Origin of the sequence: Stenotrophomonas sp., from assembly GCF_032056425.1 — a bacterium.
In the GTDB taxonomy this organism is placed as follows: Bacteria; Pseudomonadota; Gammaproteobacteria; order Xanthomonadales; family Xanthomonadaceae; genus Stenotrophomonas.
Genome location: NZ_DAMBCN010000004.1, coordinates 162,814 through 182,038 on the forward strand (window position 1 = coordinate 162,814; position 19,225 = coordinate 182,038).

At 66.9% G+C, this 19,225-nt stretch carries 10 protein-coding genes; 5 read left to right on the forward strand and 5 right to left on the reverse strand.

What is annotated here, in order from left to right:
• Positions 1 to 81 precede the first annotated feature (81 nt).
• From yccS to RTY46_RS05070, 5 genes are all read right to left on the reverse strand, one after another.
• The gene (gene yccS, locus RTY46_RS05050) at positions 82 to 2,262 is read right to left on the reverse strand and encodes a YccS family putative transporter (protein ID WP_312706969.1); all 2,181 of its coding nucleotides are present in this window, start codon (positions 2,260 to 2,262) and stop codon (positions 82 to 84) included.
• 175 nt (positions 2,263 to 2,437) lie between these two features.
• On the reverse strand, positions 2,438 to 4,495 hold the full coding sequence (locus RTY46_RS05055) for a TonB-dependent receptor (protein ID WP_312706970.1): 2,058 nt from the start codon (positions 4,493 to 4,495) through the stop codon (positions 2,438 to 2,440).
• A gap of 221 nt (positions 4,496 to 4,716) precedes the next feature.
• Positions 4,717 to 7,839 carry an efflux RND transporter permease subunit gene (locus RTY46_RS05060; RefSeq protein WP_312706972.1) on the reverse strand — a complete coding sequence of 1,041 codons (3,123 nt, stop codon included), beginning with the start codon at positions 7,837 to 7,839 and terminating at the stop codon, positions 4,717 to 4,719.
• Between the two features lie 31 nt (positions 7,840 to 7,870).
• The gene (locus RTY46_RS05065) at positions 7,871 to 11,104 is read right to left on the reverse strand and encodes an efflux RND transporter permease subunit (protein ID WP_312706973.1); all 3,234 of its coding nucleotides are present in this window, start codon (positions 11,102 to 11,104) and stop codon (positions 7,871 to 7,873) included.
• Positions 11,105 to 11,178: 74 nt separating this feature from the next.
• Positions 11,179 to 12,420: an efflux RND transporter periplasmic adaptor subunit gene (locus RTY46_RS05070; protein WP_312706974.1), complete on the reverse strand. Its 1,242-nt coding sequence runs from the start codon at positions 12,418 to 12,420 to the stop codon at positions 11,179 to 11,181.
• A 185-nt stretch (positions 12,421 to 12,605) separates the two neighbouring features.
• Here RTY46_RS05070 and RTY46_RS05075 point away from each other — a divergent pair, with 185 nt between their 5' ends.
• From RTY46_RS05075 to RTY46_RS05095, 5 genes are all read left to right on the forward strand, one after another.
• The gene (locus tag RTY46_RS05075; protein ID WP_312706976.1) at positions 12,606 to 13,913 is read left to right on the forward strand and encodes a M20 family metallopeptidase; all 1,308 of its coding nucleotides are present in this window, start codon (positions 12,606 to 12,608) and stop codon (positions 13,911 to 13,913) included.
• A gap of 583 nt (positions 13,914 to 14,496) precedes the next feature.
• Positions 14,497 to 15,315, forward strand: coding sequence for an NADPH-dependent 7-cyano-7-deazaguanine reductase QueF (gene queF, locus RTY46_RS05080; RefSeq protein ID WP_312706977.1), 819 nt, complete (start codon positions 14,497 to 14,499; stop codon positions 15,313 to 15,315).
• A gap of 205 nt (positions 15,316 to 15,520) precedes the next feature.
• A complete protein-coding gene (locus RTY46_RS05085; protein WP_312706978.1) occupies positions 15,521 to 15,814 on the forward strand; it encodes a LysM peptidoglycan-binding domain-containing protein in 294 nt (97 codons plus the stop codon).
• Between the two features lie 57 nt (positions 15,815 to 15,871).
• Positions 15,872 to 16,381 carry a hypothetical protein gene (locus RTY46_RS05090; RefSeq protein ID WP_312706979.1) on the forward strand — a complete coding sequence of 170 codons (510 nt, stop codon included), beginning with the start codon at positions 15,872 to 15,874 and terminating at the stop codon, positions 16,379 to 16,381.
• Between the two features lie 354 nt (positions 16,382 to 16,735).
• Complete coding sequence (locus RTY46_RS05095; protein WP_312706980.1) at positions 16,736 to 18,958, forward strand: NADP-dependent isocitrate dehydrogenase; 2,223 nt, start codon at positions 16,736 to 16,738, stop codon at positions 18,956 to 18,958.
• Positions 18,959 to 19,225 lie beyond the last annotated feature (267 nt).

Genomic DNA, 19,225 nt, shown 5'->3' on the forward strand with positions numbered 1-19,225 from the left:
CAGTCGAGCAAGCTCGACTCTACCGTCACCCGTCACCCGTCACCCGCCACCGCCGCACGACCTCCGCCCCTGCAGGGGAAATCAGGTCAGGCCGCGCACCGCTTCATTGGCCGCCGCGCGCATCTTCGGCAGCATGCGCAGCACCAGCGCCATCTGCGTGCGGATCAGCTGCAGCTTGGGCGCCATGCTGTCGTCGGTCTGTTCCAGTTCGGCGGCCACGGCACGATCGGCATCATTGTCGTCCTCGCTGACCGGTTGCCGCGCGGCGAGCGCGCCGCCCAGCTGTTCCAGCGCCTTGCGCACGCGTTCGCCGGCGGCCAGCGCCAGGGGGTCGGCGGCGAAGCTGTCCACCTGGTCGCGGTGCGCGCCCAGCGCGGAAAGGTGGCCCAGCAGGGTGTTGGACAGGGCCAGGAAGCGGAAGCCGGCATCCAGGTTGCGGCGCACGTGGCCGGGCTCGCGCAGCATGTTCGACAGCGCCGTGGACAGGGCCGCGTCGGCATTGTGCATGTCGCGGCGGGCGATGCGGTAGGCCAGGTCATCACGCATGCCGCTGCGGTACTGGCCCAGCACGGATTCCAGGTAGCGTGCGGCGGTGTCCAGCACCCGCGCCAGGACCTTGTGCAGCTGCCGGCCCTGCCAGTCGGGCAGGATCAGGAAGGCCGCTGCGGCGGCGATCGCGCAGCCCAGCAGGGTGTCGACCATGCGCGGCACGATCAGCACGAAGCCATCGCCGATCAGGTTGAAGCAGGTCAGTGCCATCACCGTGATTGCCGCCGAGGCGACCAGGTAGCGATCGGTGCGGGTGAAGAAGAACAGCAGGGCCGACAACAGCGCGATCAGCAGCTGCACGTGCAGCTGCGGGAACAGCTGCAGCAGCGCCCAGGTCAGCACCAGGCCGGCCAGGGTGCCGACGATGCGCTGGGCCAGGCGCTGGCGGGTGGCACCGAAGTTCGGCCGGCAGACGAAGACGATGGTCAGCAGCACCCACGAGCCGTTCTGTGCATTGAACAGGCGTATGGCCAGGAAGCCTGCGATGAGTGCCAGGGCCATGCGCAGGCCGTGGCGGAACAGCACCGAGCCGGGGGTGAGCTGCTGGCGGATGCGCACGCCCATCTCGCGCAGCGTATGCGGGTTGCTGTCACGCAGGCGGGTATCGACGTTGTCCAGGCTGGCCTCCGAACGTTCGGCATCCAGCAGGCGGCGTTCGATGCTGCGCAGGTTGTGCACCAGCAGGTCCAGCGAGCCCAGCAGGCGCTGCCACTGCGGGCGCTGCTGGTCGCGCAGGTAGGCCAGCGCATCAGCCAGATCACGCCCGGCCTGCTGGTTGCTTTCGCCGTACACGAACGGGCGGCGCAGGCGGATCGCCTCGCCCAGCCGTGCGCACGCCTGGCCCTGCAGGTCCAGCAGGCGCTGGCAGCGGTACAGCACGTCACTGTGGAAGAACGCATCCACCAGCGCGCCGTAGGGGTAGTGCGACGAGCTGGCACGCTCATGGAAATCCTGCGCCATGTAGTACAGGCGCAGGTACAGACCGGAGTTTACGCCGGGGCGGCCGGAGCGGCCGAAGCGCGCCATGATGGCGGCCTTGGCTTCGTTGAGCGCGCCCACCACCCTGCGGTTCTGCTCGGCCAGATCCAGCTGGCGACGGTGCAGGTCCGCTTCGCGCACCGGCTCGAACAATGCGGCCTTCAACTGCAGGTAGCGGCCCAGTTCCTGGTAGAGACGGGCCACGCGTTCGCGTACCGGACGGTTGGCGAACAGCGCAGTCCAGACGATGGACAGCAGGCCATACCAGACGGCGCCGGCCAGCAGGTGGCTGACTGCATGCAGCGCACGTGGCAGGTCGCCGGCGCCGCCATGCTGTTCCAGCCCGATCATGGTGTAGATGGCCAGGGTGACCGTGGCCTGGGCGATGGAGGCGTAGCGTTCGCCCAGCGCGCCCAGCAGGGTCAGGCCGAAGGTGGACAGCGCCAGCGCGCCGATGAACAGCCACGGCCACGGGAACAGCCAGATGACCGACGCGGCGGCGATGCAGAAGCACAGCAGCGACAGCAGCACCGCCTTGGTACGGCCCCACCAGTTGTCGTCGGTTTCGGCGATCGCGCTGGCGATGATGCCCAGGAACACACCGGGCAGCGCCGGCAGGGCCTGCAGGTGCCAGCACACGCCCAGCGCGGTGGTCAGGGCGATGAACACACGCAGGCCGTAGCTGGCCTTTTCATGGGCCCACAGGCGGCTGAGGCGGGAATGGGGCGCGGACATGCAGGCTCGGGGGGGCGAAGTGCCCCCATTATGGCGGTGCGCGCGTGTGTAGGGTGTTCGAGGTGCGGACCAACGGTCCGCACCCACCGTACCCGGTAGCGCCGCGCCATGCGCGGCGAGCGCACAGCGCGGCATGCGGTACAACCGTCGGGCATGGCCTGGCGCTACCGAAGGATCACATCTCCCAGCGCACGCTCACTGCGAAGGTGCGCGGCAGGCCGACGCCCGCGTTCGACCAGTACTTGCGATTGGCCAGGTTTTCCACGCTGGCGCGCAGGGTGACCGGGTGCCCCGACGCCATCAGGCGGTAGCCCACACCGGCATTGACCAGGGTGTAGTCGGGCAGCTTCAGGGTGTTGTCGGCGTCGTACCAGACATCGCCGTAGTAGCGCACGGCGGCATAGGTTTCCAGGCCATCGACCCACGGCAGCTGGTAGCTGGCATGCAGCACACCGCTCCAGCGTGCGGCGCCGACGGTGCGGTTGCCTTCCTGCGCGGCACTGTCGGGCGACAGCTTGTCGTAGGTCGGGTCCAGCCAGGTCACGCCGCCACCCACGGTCAGTGCATCGGTCAGGTGCAGATCGGCGCTGGCTTCCACGCCTTCGTACAGGGTGATGCCATCCTGCACCAGGCGCATGCCGGCGTCGGTCGGCTGGTCGATGTTGGCACCGCGTTCCAGGCGGAACGCGGCCACGTTCGCATTCCAGCGCGAGGCTTCCACCTTGGCGCCGACCTCGTACTGCTTGCTGATGGTCGGGTCCAGCACATCACCGGCGTTGATGTAGGTGTTGCCCACGCGGCTGCCGGCTTCCAGCGATTCAATGTAGCTGGCGTACAGGGTCACCGCCTCGCTGGGCTTGAACATGACCGCATAGGTCGGGGTGACCGGGTAGGTGTGGTAACGGCCCTTGGTCTCGAAGTCGTTGTAGCGCCAGCCGGCCAGCACCGACCAGCCACCACCGAAGTCCACCGTATCGCTGGCGAACACCGCCTGCTGCACGGTTTCATCGCCGCGGGTCATCACCCGCGAACCCACCGCGTCGTGGCGGATGGACGAGCGCTGGTACAGGTTGGCGCGACCGATGGTGTTCCACTCGTAGGGGCGGTCCCAGCCCAGCCCGGTCTGGTGGCTGATGCCGGCCACCAGCTGGTGCCGCAGCGGACCGGTGCGGAAGCTGCCCTGCACCAGCGCCTGTGCCAGCTTCCATTCGCTCTTGCCGCCCAGCTCGTACACGTTCACGTTGTAGTCGCCGTTCGGATCGTCGATGTAGGCGAAGATCTTGTTGACGTCGTTCCACGAGGTGGTGACGCCGTAGCTCAGGCTGGCCTTCCAGTCGCTGTTGATCTGCCAGTTCAACGCCGTGGACAGCAGGCTGGAACGGGTGTCGTAGTAGGTGCCCGGCACGCTGTTGTCGACGTCGCCGGCAATCGGCCGCGGCAGCGAGGTCATGCCGATGAAGTAGTACTGCGGCGACTCTTCGCTCAGGTCGCGTGACTGGAACACGCCGTCGAAGGTCCAGGTGAGCGCATCGCTCAGGCGCGCGTCCAGCGACAGTGCGCCGACCTTGCGGTCGACATGGCCGCCGTTGAAAGTTTCGCCCTTTTCCTGGTAGGCGTTGAAGCGGTAGCCGAACATCTCTTCGTTGCCGAAGCGGCCGCCGGCATCGACGCCGCCGCTGACGATGCCCTGTTCGCGCCAGCCCAGCTGCGCGGAGAACGTCGGGGTGTCAGTCGGCTTCTTGGTGATGTAGTTGACGATGCCGCCGGGTGCGCCGAAGCCGTACAGGAAGCCACCGGGACCCTTCAGCAGGTCCACCTGTTCCATCACTTCCAGCGGCCACTCGGTGCCCCACGAGGACACCTGCAGGCCGTTCACGCGGTAGCTGTCGTAGTTCAGATCGATGCCGCGATTGCGGATCGGCGAGCTCCAGCCGCTGGCGTAGGCGCTGACCTGGGTGGTGACCGACGGATCGAACAGGAAGGCTTCGCCCAGCGATACGACCTGGCGCTGCTCCAACTGCTCGCGGCCGACCGCGGTAATGGCGAACGGGGTGTCACGCAGGGCACGGTCACCCAGCGCACCGGCTTCGGTGTGGGTGCGTTCGCCGACCACCTTGATGGCATCCAGGTCGGTAGCGCTGCGGGCATCAGCCGGGGCTTCTGCGTGGGCCGCGCAGGCGGCGGACAGGGCGGCGGCCAGCAGGGCTACGCGCGGGGTGCGGAACGAAGGCATCGATCAGGTTCCTCGGCGGACGGCCACAGGCCATCCACCCATGGTGGGGGGAAGGGGCAGTGGCTGGGATCACGCAGGCTGACCGGGAACCGGGAGCGGGGCGCCGCAGGGGCGCAGGACCATGGCTGGTTGCGAATTGTTCTCTTTTCGTTACAGGGCGTCAAACCGTGACCGTCGCACGGGGTCAGAGCCCTCGCAGAGCGAGGGGTCTGACCCCTGGACTATGCGCGGGCCGCGCGCTTGAGCAGTTTCGCCTCGCGCTTGCGTGCGCGGCGTGCCCGCCAGCGTTCGGCCAGGCACGAGAAGATCACATACAGCGCCGGCGTGCTCAGCAGGGTCAGGCTCTGCGAGAACAGCAGGCCGCCGATCATCGCAATACCCAGCGGGCGGCGCAGCTCGGAGCCTTCACCCAGGCCGATCGCCAGCGGCACCGCGGCCAGGATCGCCACCATCGTGGTCATCATGATCGGACGGAAGCGCACGATGCTGGCCTCACGCGCGGCATCGCGCGGGGCCAGGCCATGTTCGCGCTGCGCCACCAGGGCGAAGTCGATCATCATGATCGCGTTCTTCTTCACGATGCCGATCAGCAGCACCAGCGCGATCATCGAAATGACCGACAGCTCGGTGTTGGTGCCGAACAGCGCCAGCAGCGCGCCCACGCCCGCCGCCGGCAGGGTGGACAGGATGGTGACCGGGTGGATCAGGCTCTCGTACAGCATGCCCAGCACCAGATACACGGTCAGGATCGCCGCGAACACCAGGATCAGCATGTCGCTGGGGTCGGCATTGAAGCCGAAGCCCGCATCGTCGGCCAGGCGGATGTCGCCGGGCATGCGCATGCCGTTCACGGTGGCATCGATGATCGCCTTCGCCTCGCCCATGCTGACGCCGGGGGCCAGGTTGTAGCTGAGGTCCATCGTGGTGTACTGGTTTTCGTGGGTGATCTGCGAAGGCGCCAGGCCGGGCACCTGGCTGGCCACCGCGGTGATCGGCACCATCTGCCCGTTGCTGGCCTTCACGTACACCTCGTCCAGTGCCGCCGGCGTGGCGGTCTGCGAGGGCAGGGCGTTGACCACCACGCTGTACTGGTTGATGTCCGAATAGATGGTGGAAATCTGCCGCTGGCCGAACGCACCGTACAGGGCACCGTCGATGGCGCCGACCGACACGCCCAGGCGTGCGGCCTTGGCGCGGTCGATCTCGATGTTCTGGCGCAGGCCGGCGTTGTCCACGTCGGTGCCCACGTCGCGCAGCTTCGGGTTCTTCTTCAGCTCGGCCTGCAGCTTGGGCAGCCATTCCTGCAGTGCCGCCAGGTCGTTGCCCTGCAGCGAGATGCGGTACTGCGCGCCCTGGCTGCTGCCACCACCATCGTTGCTGGGCAGATCCTGGATCGCGCGCAGGCGCAGCTGCAGGTCGGGGTAGCGGTCGGCCTTGGCACTCAGGCGCGCCAGCGCGTGGGCGGTGGTTTCGCGGCGCCCTTCCTTGCGCGACTTCAGTTCCACGTTGAACTGCGCACTGGAGCCCTGGCGGCCACTGCCCAGGCGCACGCCCACGGTCTTCACCGCCGGGTCGGCCATCAGCATGTCGGTGATGCGGCGCTGGCGGCTGACCATGTCTTCGAAGGAGACGGTGGCGCTGGAATTGGCGCGGCCCCAGATCAGGCCGGTGTCCTGCGGCGGGAACGCGCCCTTCTTCACTGCACCGAACAGGAAGATGGTGACGCCGATCAGGATCAGCGGGGTGAGCGAAAGCAGCAGCGCATGGCGCAGCGAGAAATCCAGGAACACGGTGTAGATGCGCAGCATGCGCTCGTGCCCGGCATCGAGCCAGCGGCCGAAGCGCGACGGCGCAGCGGTGTGGTCGTGTGCGCTCAGGAAACGGCTGCACAGCGCCGGGGTCAACGTCAGCGAGACGATCATCGACACCACGATGGCCGCCACCAGGGTGACGGTGAACTCGCGGAAGAAGGCGCCCATCATGCCGCTGGCGAACAGCAGCGGAATGAACACCGCCACCAGCGAGGCGGTGATCGAAACAATGGTGAAGCCGATCTCGCGTGCACCGGTGAAGGCCGCCTGCAGGCGCGGCATGCCCTCGTCCAGGTGGCGCATGATGTTCTCGATCACCACGATCGCATCGTCCACCACGAAGCCGATCGCAATCACCAGCGCCAGCAGGCTGAGGTTGTTCAAGGTGAAGCCCAGCGCGTACATCACCAGCGCCGCACCGGCCAGCGACAGCGGCACGGTGACCGCGGCGATCAGGGTGGGGGCCAGGCGACGCAGGAACAGCGCCATGGTCAGCACCACCATCGCAAGGCTGATCAGCAGGGTGATCTGCACTTCATGCAGCGACGAGCGGATGGTCGGCGTGCGGTCGAAGTACGGGGTCATGGTGGTGCCGGGCTGCAGGTAGTCGCGCAGCGCGGGAATCTGCGCCTTCACCCGGTCCACGGTTTCCACGATGTTGGCGCCGGCGCGGGTGAACACGTACATCACCACCGCAGGTTTGTGGTCGAACCACGCGGCCTGGTAGGCATCCTGCTGGCCGTCGTAGACGTTGGCGATGTCCTTCAGGCGGATCACCCGGCCATCGCCCTGGGTCTTCACCACCAGGTTGGCGAAGTCGGCCGCACGCGCCACCGAGTCGTTGGCAATGATCGCGGTGGTGGTGTTGCCGTCGCTGAGGAAGCCCGTGGGCGAGGTGACGTTGGCCGCGCGCACGGCGTTGCGCAGGTCGTCGGCGGTCAGGCCCAGCGCGTTCATCAGGCGCAGGTTCACGTCCACGCGCACGGCCGGCGTTGAAGCACCGGCGATGTCCACCGAGGCCACGCCGCCGATCTGGCGGATACGCTGGGCCAGCAGCGAATCGGCCACGTTGTACAGCTCGTCGGCCGACTGCGTCTGCGAGGTCAGCGCGATGGCGATCACAGGGTCGTCGTTCGGGTTCGCCTTCTGGTACATCGGCGAGCCCATGCCCGAGGGCAGGTCGGCCTGCGCCGAGTTGATCGCGGTCTGCACGTCCAGCGCCGCCGAATCGATATCGCGGTCGGTCTGGAAGATCATGAACACCAGCGAGCTGCCTTCCGAACTGGAAGATCGCATGCGGTCGATGCCGGGCAGCTGGCCCAGGTGGCGTTCCAGCGGCGCGGTGACCGTGGACGCCATGGTGGCCGCGTCGGCGCCGGACTGGCTGGCGTGCACGAAGATCACCGGAATCTGGATGTTCGGCAGGGCCGACACGCCCAGCTTCAGGTAGCAGATCAGGCCGATGATGAACAAGCCGATGGCCAGCAGCGCGGTGCCGATCGGGCGGCGGATGAAGGGGCCGGACAGGTTCATCGTGCGGCCCCCCGCAGGTGCGGGGCCTGGGTCATGCCTGCGGCTCCTGCAGCGAACCGTCGCGCAACGCGCGCTGCTCGCGGCGGCGGGCCAGCCATTCCGAGAACCGTTCCATGTACAGGTAGATCACCGGCGTGGTGTACAGCGTTACCAGCTGCGACAGCAGCAGGCCGCCGACGATGGCGATGCCCAGCGGGCGACGCAGTTCCGAACCGATGCCGGTGCCCAGTGCCAGCGGCAGCGCACCCAGCATGGCCGCGGCGGTGGTCATCATGATCGGGCGGAAGCGCAGCAGGCAGGCGCGGCGGATCGCTTCGTGGGCGTTGGCACCGGCGCGGCGGGCTTCGATCGCGAAGTCGACCATCATGATGCCGTTCTTCTTCACGATGCCGATCAGCAGCACGATGCCGACGATGCCGTCCACCGACAGGCTCAGGCCGCACACCATCAGCGCCAGCAGCGCGCCCACGCCGGCCGGCGGCAGGGTGGAAATGATGGTGATGGGGTGGATGTAGCTTTCGTACAGCACGCCCAGCACGATGTAGATCACCACCAGCGAGGCCAGCAGCAGCCACACCACATCGGTCTGGCTGCCGGTGAACTCGGCCGCCTTGCCGATGAATTCGGCGTGCAGGTGGGCCGGCATGTCCAGGCTGGCCTTGGTCTCTTCAATCGCCTTGACCGCATCGGACAGCGAATAGCCCGGCGCCACGTTGAACGAGACGGTGACCGCCGGCAGCTGCTGCTGGTGGCTGACCACCAGCGGTGCACTGGTCACCTTGCCTTCGGCCAGCGCCGACAGCGGAATGATGCTGCCGGCACCCACGGTGATGCCGGTGTTCTGCGCGCCGATGCCGGTGGCGGTGGACGAGTTCGACGAGGTGACCTGGCCGAAGCTGGTGGCATTGGTGCCGGTCAGCGCGCCGGCGCCGTTGGAGGCGACGGCCAGCTGTTCCATCAGCGCGGTGCTGGTACGGAACTCCGGCGCCACTTCCAGCACCACGCGGTACTGGTTGAGTTCGGTGAAGATGGTGGAGATCTGGCGCTGGCCGAACGCATCGTAGAGCGTGTCGTCGATGGTCTGCATCGGCACGCCCAGCACGCTGGCCTTGTCGCGGTCGATGTTCAGTTCCAGCGCACGGCCCTGGTTGGACAGGTTGTTGTCCACGTCGGCCAGTTCCTGGCGCTGCCGCAGTGCCTCGGTCAGGCGCGTGGCCTGGGTGGCCACGGTGGCACTGTCTACGTCCGACAGCGAGTACTGGTACTCGGTGGCGGCCACGCGCGTATCCAGGGTCACGTCCTGCACCGGCTTCAGGTACAGCGCCACGCCGGGAATGCCGGCCACGGCCTTCTGCAGGCGCGGCAGGATCTCATCCAGGCCATCACGCTGGCCGCGCTCCTTCAGCACGATCGACAGCTGGCCCTGGTTGAGCGTGGGGTTCATGCTGCCGGCACCGATGAAGGCTGATACGCCGGTCACGTCCGGATCCTGGCGCAGAGCCTCAGCCACCTGCCTGGTGCGCTGTTCCATCTGCGGGAAGGCGATGTTCTGGTCGGCCTGCACCACGCCGGTGATCAGGCCGGTGTCCTGCTCGGGCAGCAGACCCTTGGGGATCAGCACGTACAGCAGCACGGTCAGCACCAGCGCAGCGGCCGCCACGACCAGCGTGGCGCGCTGGTGGTCCAGCACCCAGTCAAGGCTGCGCTCATACACGCCCACGGTGCGCGTCCACAGGTTCTGCTTGCCGGCGGCCGCTGCGCGCTCATGGGCGTCCTCGCCCTCGGGCAGGGCGTCGGGCTTGAGCAGGTAGGCGCACATCATCGGGGTGAGCGTCAGCGAGATCAGCATCGACAGCACCACGGCGATGCTGAGCACCCAGGCGAATTCGTGGAACAGGCGGCCGGTGACGCCCGGCATCAGCAGCAGCGGCAGGAACACGGCCACCAGCGAAACGGTCAGCGACAGCACGGTGAAGCCGATCTGGCGCGCGCCGATCTCGGCCGCTTCGCGCCCACTCTTGCCTTGCTCGATATAGCGCACGATGTTCTCGATCATCACGATCGCATCGTCCACCACGAAGCCGGTGGCCACCACCAGCGCCATCAGCGAAAGGTTGTCCAGCGACATGCCGGTGAAGGCCATCACCGCGAACGTGCCGGCCAGCGACAGCGGCACCGCCACCGAGGGAATGATGGTGGCCCACAGCCGGCGCAGGAACACGAAGATGACCGCCACTACCAGGCCGATGGTGAGGATCAGGGTGAACTGCACCTCGTGCACCGACGCGCGGATGGTTTCGGTGCGGTCGTTGAAGATCTCCAGGTGCACGTCGGCCGGCAGCACGCCCTGCAGCTGCGGCAGGATGGCGCGGATGCGCTCGACGGTCTGCACGATGTTGGCACCGGGCTGGCGGCGCACTTCCAGCAGCACCGCCGGCTTGCCATCGGCCCACGCGGCCAGCTGGTCGTTCTCCACACCGTCTACCACTTCGGCCACGTCGGACAGCCGCACCGGGCGGCCGTTCTTGTAGCTGATGATTGTGTCGCGGTACTCGGCGGCACTGGCCAGCTGGTCGTTGGTGCCGATGCTGTAGGACTGGGTCTTGCCGTTCAACGAACCCTTGGGCGCATTGACGTTGGCCTGGGTGAGCGCGCTGCGCAGCTCCTCCATGGTCAGGCCCATGTTCGACAGCTGGGCCGGATTGACCTGGATGCGTACGGCCGGGCGCACGTTGCCGGCGATCGACACCAGGCCCACGCCCTGCACCTGCGACAGGCGCTGGGCCAGGATCGAATCGGCGTAGTTGTTGACCTCGCGCAGCTGTCGCGTGTCAGAGGTCAGCTTCAGGGTGACGATGGCCGCGTCGGCCGGGTTCACCCGGTTGTAGACCGGCTGGTAGGGCAGCGACGAGGGCAGGGTGGCCTGGCGGATCGCCGCCTGCACGTCCTGCGCGGCGATGTCGATGTCGCGGTCCATCGAGAACTGCAGGATGATCGTGGACAACCCGGCCGACGAATCGGAGGTCATCAGTTCCAGCCCGGAAATCTGCCCGAACTGGCGTTCCAGCGGGGTGGTGACCAGCGACGCCATGGTGGTGGCGTTGGCACCGGGGTATTGGGTGGTGACCACCAGACTGGGCGCATCGATTTCCGGCAGCGCCGACACCGGCAGCTTGCGGTAACCCAGGATGCCCAGCAGCAACAGGCCCGCCATCAACAGCGAGGTAGCGATGGGACGGCGGATGAAGATCGTCGAAAAGCCCACGGACTGATCCTTGCTGGCGCTTCAATGGCTGCGCCGGCAGCAGGGCCGGCGCGAAAGGAAAGGGTGGCCTGCGCTCAGCGCGGGCCACCACCGGGACGGCCGCGGCCGCCACTCTTCTGTTCGGCGGCCTTCAGTTCGGCCTCGGTGGGCGCAGCGGGGGTTTCGCCCGGCTTCAGCGCCGTCACCTTGCTGCCCGGCTTCAGGCGGAACTGGCCTTCGCTGACCACCCGCTCGCCGCCCTGCAGGCCTTCGGTGATCTGCACGTGGCTGTCGCCCACTTCCACGCCACTGCGCACGGTCTGCATCTTCACCGTGTTGTCGCCCTGCACCAGATACACGTACTCGCCATTGGGCCCGCGCAGCACGGCCTGGGTGGGAATGACCACGCCACCGGCAATGGTGCGCAACTGCATGCGCACGTTGACGAACTGGCCCGGCCACAGGCCGTTGTCGGTGTTTTCAAATACCGCGCGGGCCTTGAACGTGCCGCTGTCGGCGCTGATCAGGTTGTCCACCACATCCAGCGAGCCGTCGCCGGACAGTACGTGCGAGTCGGCGCGGTCCAGCGCGGCTACCGGCACCTTGCCTGCGGCCTGCGCCTGGCGAACATCGCCCAGCTGGCGTTCGGGCAGGTTGAACAGCACATGGATCGGGTGGATCTGGGTGAGGGTGACCAGCGCGGTACCGGCATTGACCACGTTGCCAGCGTCGACCGCACGGATGCCGGCGATGCCCGAGATCGGCGCGGTGATGCGGGTGTACTGCAGCTGCACCTGTGCGGCGCGCGCGCTGGCTTCATTGGCGGCCACCGCGCTTTCGTACTGTGACACCTGGTTTCGTTGGGTATCCAGATCCGTTTTCGCCACGAACTGGCGGTACTCCGGCGCATTTGAACGCTGGTAGTTGGAACGGGCGGTGGCCAGCAGCGCCTCGTTCTGGCGCTTGGCGGCCACGGCCTGGTCATAGCTGGCCTGTGCGCTGCGCGGGTCGATCTGCGCCAGCAGGTCGCCCTGCTTCACTTCCTGGCCTTCGCGGAAATTCAGGCTCATCAGCTGGCCACCCACCTGCGGGCTGACCGTGACAGTGTTCATGGCGGTCACCGTCCCCAAGGCGCTGGCATATACCGGCACGTCCTGACGGGTGGCATCGACCACCGTAACCGGTACCGGGCCGGCATCGGGATCTTCGCCGCCCTGGCGCGCCGCGGCGCCCGGGCCTGCTGCCTTGTCCTTGCCACCGCCCAGTACCCGCAGGCCCACCACCGCCAGCACCAGCACGGCCACGACCAGCAGCACGATCTTCCAAACACGTGACATTCAAGGACTCCAAGAGGGCTGGACGGGGCGGCGCCCCGGTTGGCAATGCGCAAAGCATACCTGTGACCCATGCCATTTCCTGCATGACGGATGGGACGGGCGCTCAGACCCGGTGCGGCGAAAGAGGTTCCCGTGGCAGCGACCTTGCCCTACATTCAGGGTCACCCCCTTCCGTGGAGCCCGTGATGCGCCGTTCGCTGCTGCTGTCCGCCCTGCTGCTGGCTCTGCCGGCCCTTGCCCATGCCGACGTGGCCGAGCGCCCGGAGGTGACCGCCGCCGCGCAGCGCCTGCAGGCGCAGGTGGTGGAATGGCGCCGCGACTTCCACCAGCACCCGGAGCTGTCCAACCGCGAAGCACGTACCTCGGCCGAAGTGGCCAAGCGCCTGCGCGCAATGGGCCTGAAGCCGAAGACCGGCATTGCCCACCATGGCGTAGTGGCGATCATCGAAGGCGGCAAGCCGGGCCCGAAGATTGCCCTGCGCGCAGACATGGACGCGCTGCCGGTGACCGAACACACCGGTCTGCCGTTTGCCTCCAAGGCTACGGCCCAGTACCGCGGGCAGACCGTGGGGGTGATGCACGCCTGCGGTCACGATGCACACACGGCCACCCTGCTGGGCGTGGCCGAGGCGCTGGTGGCCATGAAGAAGGACCTGCCCGGGCAGGTGATGCTGATCTTCCAGCCGTCGGAAGAAGGTGCGCCGCCGCCGGAAGAGGGTGGTGCCGCGCTGATGCTGAAGGAAGGCCTGTTTGCCGACTTCAAGCCCGAGGCCGTGTTCGGCCTGCATGTGTTCTCCAGCGTGCAGGCCGGGCAGATCGCGGTGCGCGGTGGCCCGCTGATGGCCGCTTCCGATCGCTTCGGGATCAAGGTGATCGGCCGCCAGACCCATGGCTCGGCACCGTGGAACGGCGTGGACCCGATCGTGGCCACCGCCGACCTGATAGGCACCGCGCAGACCATCGTCAGCCGCCGCACCAATCTGTCCAAGCAGCCGGCGGTGCTGACCTTCGGCGCGATCAATGGCGGCATCCGCTACAACATCATTCCCGACGAAGTGGAGATGGTCGGCACCATCCGCACCTTTGATGAAGGCATGCGCCAGCAGATCTTCGCCGATCTGCGCAACGTGGCCGAGCACACGGCCGCCGCGCACGGGGCCAAGGCGGTAACCGAGATCTACGAGGCCGAAGGCAACCCGGCCACGGTGAACGACCCGGTGTTGACTGCGAAGATGCTGCCGAGCCTGCAGGCGGTGGTGGGCAAGGACAATGTCTACGAGCCGCCGCTGCAGATGGGGGCGGAGGATTTCTCGCTGTACGCGAAGGAAGTGCCGGGCATGTTCTTCTTCGTGGGTTCGACCAGCGTGGGCATCGACCCGGCGACGGCGCCGGCGAACCATTCGCCGAAGTTCCTGCTGGATGAGAAGGCGCTGGACGTGGGCCTGCGTGCGTTGCTGCAGGTCAGCCTGGATTACCTGCACGGCGCCGGCTGAGGGGTAGCGGCAGGGCTTGCAGCCCTGCACCCGCTGCAATCAAAGGCAACATCAACGTCAACGTCAAAAGCGGGGCTGGTTTTCTGTGGGTTGGGCGGGGCGGTGTGGGCTTGCAGGACACGCCGTAAATCCATCCATGGAGGCTCGTAGGCGCCATCCATGGCGCCTGCGGTCCTGCAAGCCCACACCACCCCGCCCCCGACAGTTTCCCGCAACTGTCGGAAAGGCACGGGGTCTGATCCCGTTCCTGCTCTGGTAGGTGTCGACCTTGGTCGACACGGCGGACGTCATGAACGTCCGAAGCATCGGCTTTTGAATTTGATTTTCCTGATCTTTCCCGTGGTGGCGCGGGAAACTGTCCTCGGGCGGGTTGGGCAGGACGCCCAACTCCGGTCTTGCCGTGGGCGCAGGACAGCGCACACGAGCAAGCGGCGACCGAGCCTCCATGGACGGATTCACGGCGTCCCCCAGCCAACCCAACCTCCCGGCCAACCCCGGGATCCTGCTCTTGACCACCACGGAGGGGCTCCGCCGTTGGCCGGCCCGGCCGAAGGCCCGCCCTGTGCGCGATACAATGACGTCCATGAACACCCCCCAGGACTCCAGCCTCGGTCGCGAGGTCAGTTACCCGTCGCAGTACGATCCCGGCCTGCTGTTTCCCATCCCGCGCATCGGCGCCCGTTCGGAAATCGGCCTCGACGAAGCCGCGCTGCCGTTCGTCGGCCACGACCGCTGGCACGCCTTCGAACTGAGCTGGCTCGACCCGCGTGGCAAGCCGCAGGTGGCCGTGGCCACCGTGCAGGTGCCGTGCACCTCGCCGCGGCTGATCGAATCGAAGTCGTTCAAGCTGTATCTGAACTCCCTCAACAGCGCGCGCATCGACAGTGCCGAAGCACTGCGCGAGCGGCTGGTGGCCGATCTGTCGACCTGCGCCGGCGCGCCGGTCGACGTGGTGTTCGGCCTGCCGCCGCTGCGCGAGGTACCGCTGGGCGATTGCATCGACGGGCTGGAGGTGGAAATCGACTGCTACGGTCCGCCGCAGGCCGGTTTCCTGGCCGCCGACGATGCGGAGGTGGTCGAAGAGACGCTGGTCTCGGCGCTGCTGAAGTCCAACTGCCCGGTGACGGGCCAGCCGGACTGGGCGACGGTCAGCCTGCGCTACCACGGCCCGAAGATCGACCGCGCCGGCCTGCTGCGGTATCTGGTCAGCTACCGCGAGCACGCCGAGTTCCACGAGCAGTGCGTCGAACGCATTTTCAGCGAGGTGTCGGCGCGCTGCCGGCCGCAGTGGCTGGAAGTGGAAGCGCGCTACACCCGCCGTGGCGGCCTGGACATCAACCCGTGGCGTGCCAGCCCGGGTATCGCAGCCCCGACTGCGACCTACCGCGAGCTGCGCCAATAAGCGCCGCCGGGCATGGCCCGGCGCTACCGCAGGGCATGGCCGGCGTGTACGGGTAGCGCCGGTCCACGCCCGGCGAGCACAGCGGCCATCGAGCACCCCGATTGTTCAGCCGCCCCCGGGGGCGGCTTCACATCTGCACCATCCCCATTTAACAACCGTCGTGGCACCGTGCGTATCACGTAGTCATGCAGACGGGAGTGTGTGGATGAGTACCGACAAGAAGGCCGATTTCTCCGGCGTAAGCGCCAGCGTCGACAGCACCGCCCAACAGGTTCCCAAGGCGGACTTTTCCGGCGTAAGCGCATCGGTGGACAGCACGGCTGACGTCGTCAGCGGCGGCAGCTACACCGTGCAGAAGGGAGATTCGCTGTCGAAGATCGCCAAGCAGCACCTGGGCGATGCCAATGCCTGGAAGAAGATCTTCGAGGCCAACCGCGATGTGCTTGACGACCCGGACAAGATTTTCCCGGGCCAGACCCTGAAGCTGCCGCCGAAGTAAGCCGGCCCCGCAACCGGCCCACGAACGCTATCCGAACATGCCTGGGAGAAACCACGAATGATCAAGACCACACCGCTTCAGAATGCCCTGATGGCCGCCCTGCTGGGCAGTGTTGCCCTGGTGGGCTGCAAGAAGAAGGAAGAATCCACCGACACCAACGCCGCTCCGGCCGCCACCGCGCCGGCCGAGCCGGCACCGGCGCCGATGACGGGCGCACCGCCGCCGATGGCGGCCGCAAGCGCCGTTGCCGTGTCCTCGGTGACCGTAGGCAAGAGCGCTGCCGCGGACAAATCGGTAGCCACCGCCGCCCTGTTCGCCCCGAAGGATGATGTCGTGGTGTCGGTGAAGACCGATGGCGCGGCCAGCAATGTCAACGTGGGCGCCAAGCTGACCTTCCAGGATGGCCAGGTGGCAGGGGAGCAGAGCGCGACCCTCAATACCAGTGGTGCCGAAACCACCAACATCACCTTCAAGAATGCCAATGGCTGGCCGGCCGGCAAGTACCGCGCCGAAGTCATGGTTGATGGTAAGGCGGCAGGAACGCCGCAGGAGTTCGAGGTCAAGTAAGTCCCGCCGACTCTCTCCCGGTTGGACTCACGATGGACGCAGCCGCGAGGCTGCGTCTTTTTTGTTGGGCGGTGGCAGGGGGCATCCACGCATGGCGTGGGGGAGGTCCACGCCACGCGTGGATGCGCGGAATTGGTTGCAGCCGTTACCACACCCGCGGATCACAGCGTTGCCGCAGCGCAGTACCTTGGCGTATGGCATGGCTTTGCCCCGCGCGGCTGAAAACGCGACAATGCAGGGGTTTCCCCGGCGCGCGCCCACCCTGACGGCGACGAGGGAAAGTGACACGGTTGCACGTGGCCCGGCACTGGCGCCGGCCTTCCCCTGAGAACTGCTACAGAGTCCAAGTCCCCCATGTCCAAGATCCTCTATACGCTGACCGACGAAGCACCGTTCCTGGCGACCCAGTCGCTGCTGCCGATCATCGACGCCTATACCGCCACCGCTGGCATCGTGGTGGAAACCCGTGATATCTCGCTGTCTGGCCGCATCCTCTCGCAGTTCCCGGAACTGCTCAGCGATGCGCAGAAGGTCAGCGACGACCTGGCCGAGCTGGGCCAGCTGGCAACCACCCCGGATGCCAACATCATCAAGCTGCCGAACATCTCCGCCTCGGTGCCGCAGCTGAAGGCGGCCATCAAGGAACTGCAGGACCAGGGTTACCCGCTGCCGGCTTACCCGGAAACTCCGGCCGACGACCAGCAGCGCGACTACAAGGCGCGCTATGACAAGGTCAAGGGCAGCGCGGTGAACCCGGTGCTGCGCGAAGGCAACTCCGACCGCCGCGCACCGCTGTCGGTGAAGAACTACGCCCGCAAGCACCCGCACCGCATGGGCGCCTGGGCGTCGGATTCGAAGTCGCACGTTTCGCACATGGCGTCCGGTGATTTCTACGGCAGCGAAAAGTCGGCCACGCTGGCCAACGCCGGTGCGCTGAAGATCACCTTCCACGGCAAAGACGGCAGCGCCGTCGTGCTGAAGGAAAAGACCGCGGTCAAGGCCGGCGAGATCGTCGATGCCGCGGTGATGAGCCGCAAGGCGCTGGCCAGCTTCATCGCCGCGCAGATCGAAGATGCCAAGGCGCAGGGCGTGCTGTTCTCGCTGCACCTGAAGGCCACCATGATGAAGGTCTCCGACCCGATCATGTTCGGCGTGGTGGTGAACGAGTTCTACAAGGACGTGCTGACCAAGCACGCCGATGCCATCAAGCAGGCCGGTTTCGATGCCAACAACGGTATTGGTGACCTGGCTGCGCGCCTGCCGTCGCTGCCGGAAGCCACCCGCGCCGCCATCGAGGCCGATCTGAAGGCCGAGTACGCACAGCGCCCGGGCGTGGCCATGGTCAACTCGGACAAGGGCATCACCAACCTGCACGTGCCCAGCGACGTGATCGTCGACGCCTCGATGCCGGCGATGATCCGCGACTCGGGCAAGATGTGGAATGCCGAAGGCAAGCTGCAGGACACCAAGGCGATCATTCCCGACCGCTGCTATGCCGGTGTGTACCAGGCCGTCATCGACGACTGCAAGGCCCACGGTGCGTTCAACCCGGCCACCATGGGTTCGGTGCCGAACGTTGGCCTGATGGCGCAGAAGGCCGAAGAATACGGCTCGCACGACAAGACCTTCCAGATCGCCGCCGACGGCGTGGTCAAGGTCACCGACGAGGCCGGCAACGTGGTGTTCGAACACGCCGTGGAAGCCGGTGACATCTGGCGCATGTGCCAGACCAAGGACGCGCCGATCCAGGACTGGGTGAAGCTGGCCGTCGAACGCGCCCGCCTGAGCAGCACCCCGGCCGTGTTCTGGCTGGATGCCGCCCGCGCCCACGACGCGCAGGTCAGCGCCAAGGTCGAGAAGTACCTGAAGGACCACGACACCAGCGGCCTGGATATCCGCATCCTGCCGCCGGTGGAAGCCACCGCGTTCTCGCTGGATCGCATCCGCAAGGGCGAGGACACCATCTCGGTCACCGGCAACGTGCTGCGTGACTACCTGACCGACCTGTTCCCGATCATGGAACTGGGCACCAGCGCCAAGATGCTGTCGATCGTGCCGCTGATGGCCGGTGGCGGCCTGTTCGAGACCGGTGCCGGTGGTTCGGCCCCGAAGCACGTGCAGCAGTTCGTGGAAGAGGACTACCTGCGCTGGGATTCGCTGGGTGAATTCCTGGCCCTGGCCGCGTCGCTGGAACACCTGGGCAACCGCTACGACAACGCCGCTGCCCGCGTGCTGGCCAAGGCGCTGGATGAAGCCAACGGCCAGTTCCTGGACAACGACAAGTCGCCCTCGCGCAAGCTCGGTGGCATCGACAACCGCGGCAGCCACTTCTACATCGCCCTGTACTGGGCGCAGGCGCTGGCGGCGCAGAACGACGATGCCGCATTGAAGGCACGTTTCGCCCCGCTGGCCAAGGCACTGACCGACAACGAGCAGAAGATCGTTGACGAGCTGGTGGCGGTGCAGGGCAAGGCCGTGGATATCGGCGGCTATTACCGTCCGGACGTGGCCAAGGCCAGCCAGGCCATGCGCCCGAGCGCCACCCTGAATGCTGCGCTGGAACAGCTGCGCGGCTGATCCATCGTCGCCCGGTTGTAGAAACGGAACCCGCGCTTCGGCGCGGGTTTTTTTTCCTGCGGCGAGGGAGGCGGCAATGGGGTCAGAGCCCTTCTGCACACAGAAGGGATCCGACCCCTCGTCGCCTGGGGTCGGATCCCTCTGCGAAGCAGCGGGCTCTGACCCCACTCCCCAACATCGTCAAAACGGCATGAAACTTGCCCTCGATCGCCGTCGCAGAACCGCGGTGTGCGGTTTCACTACCCACCGCAATCTGAGCAATGTGTC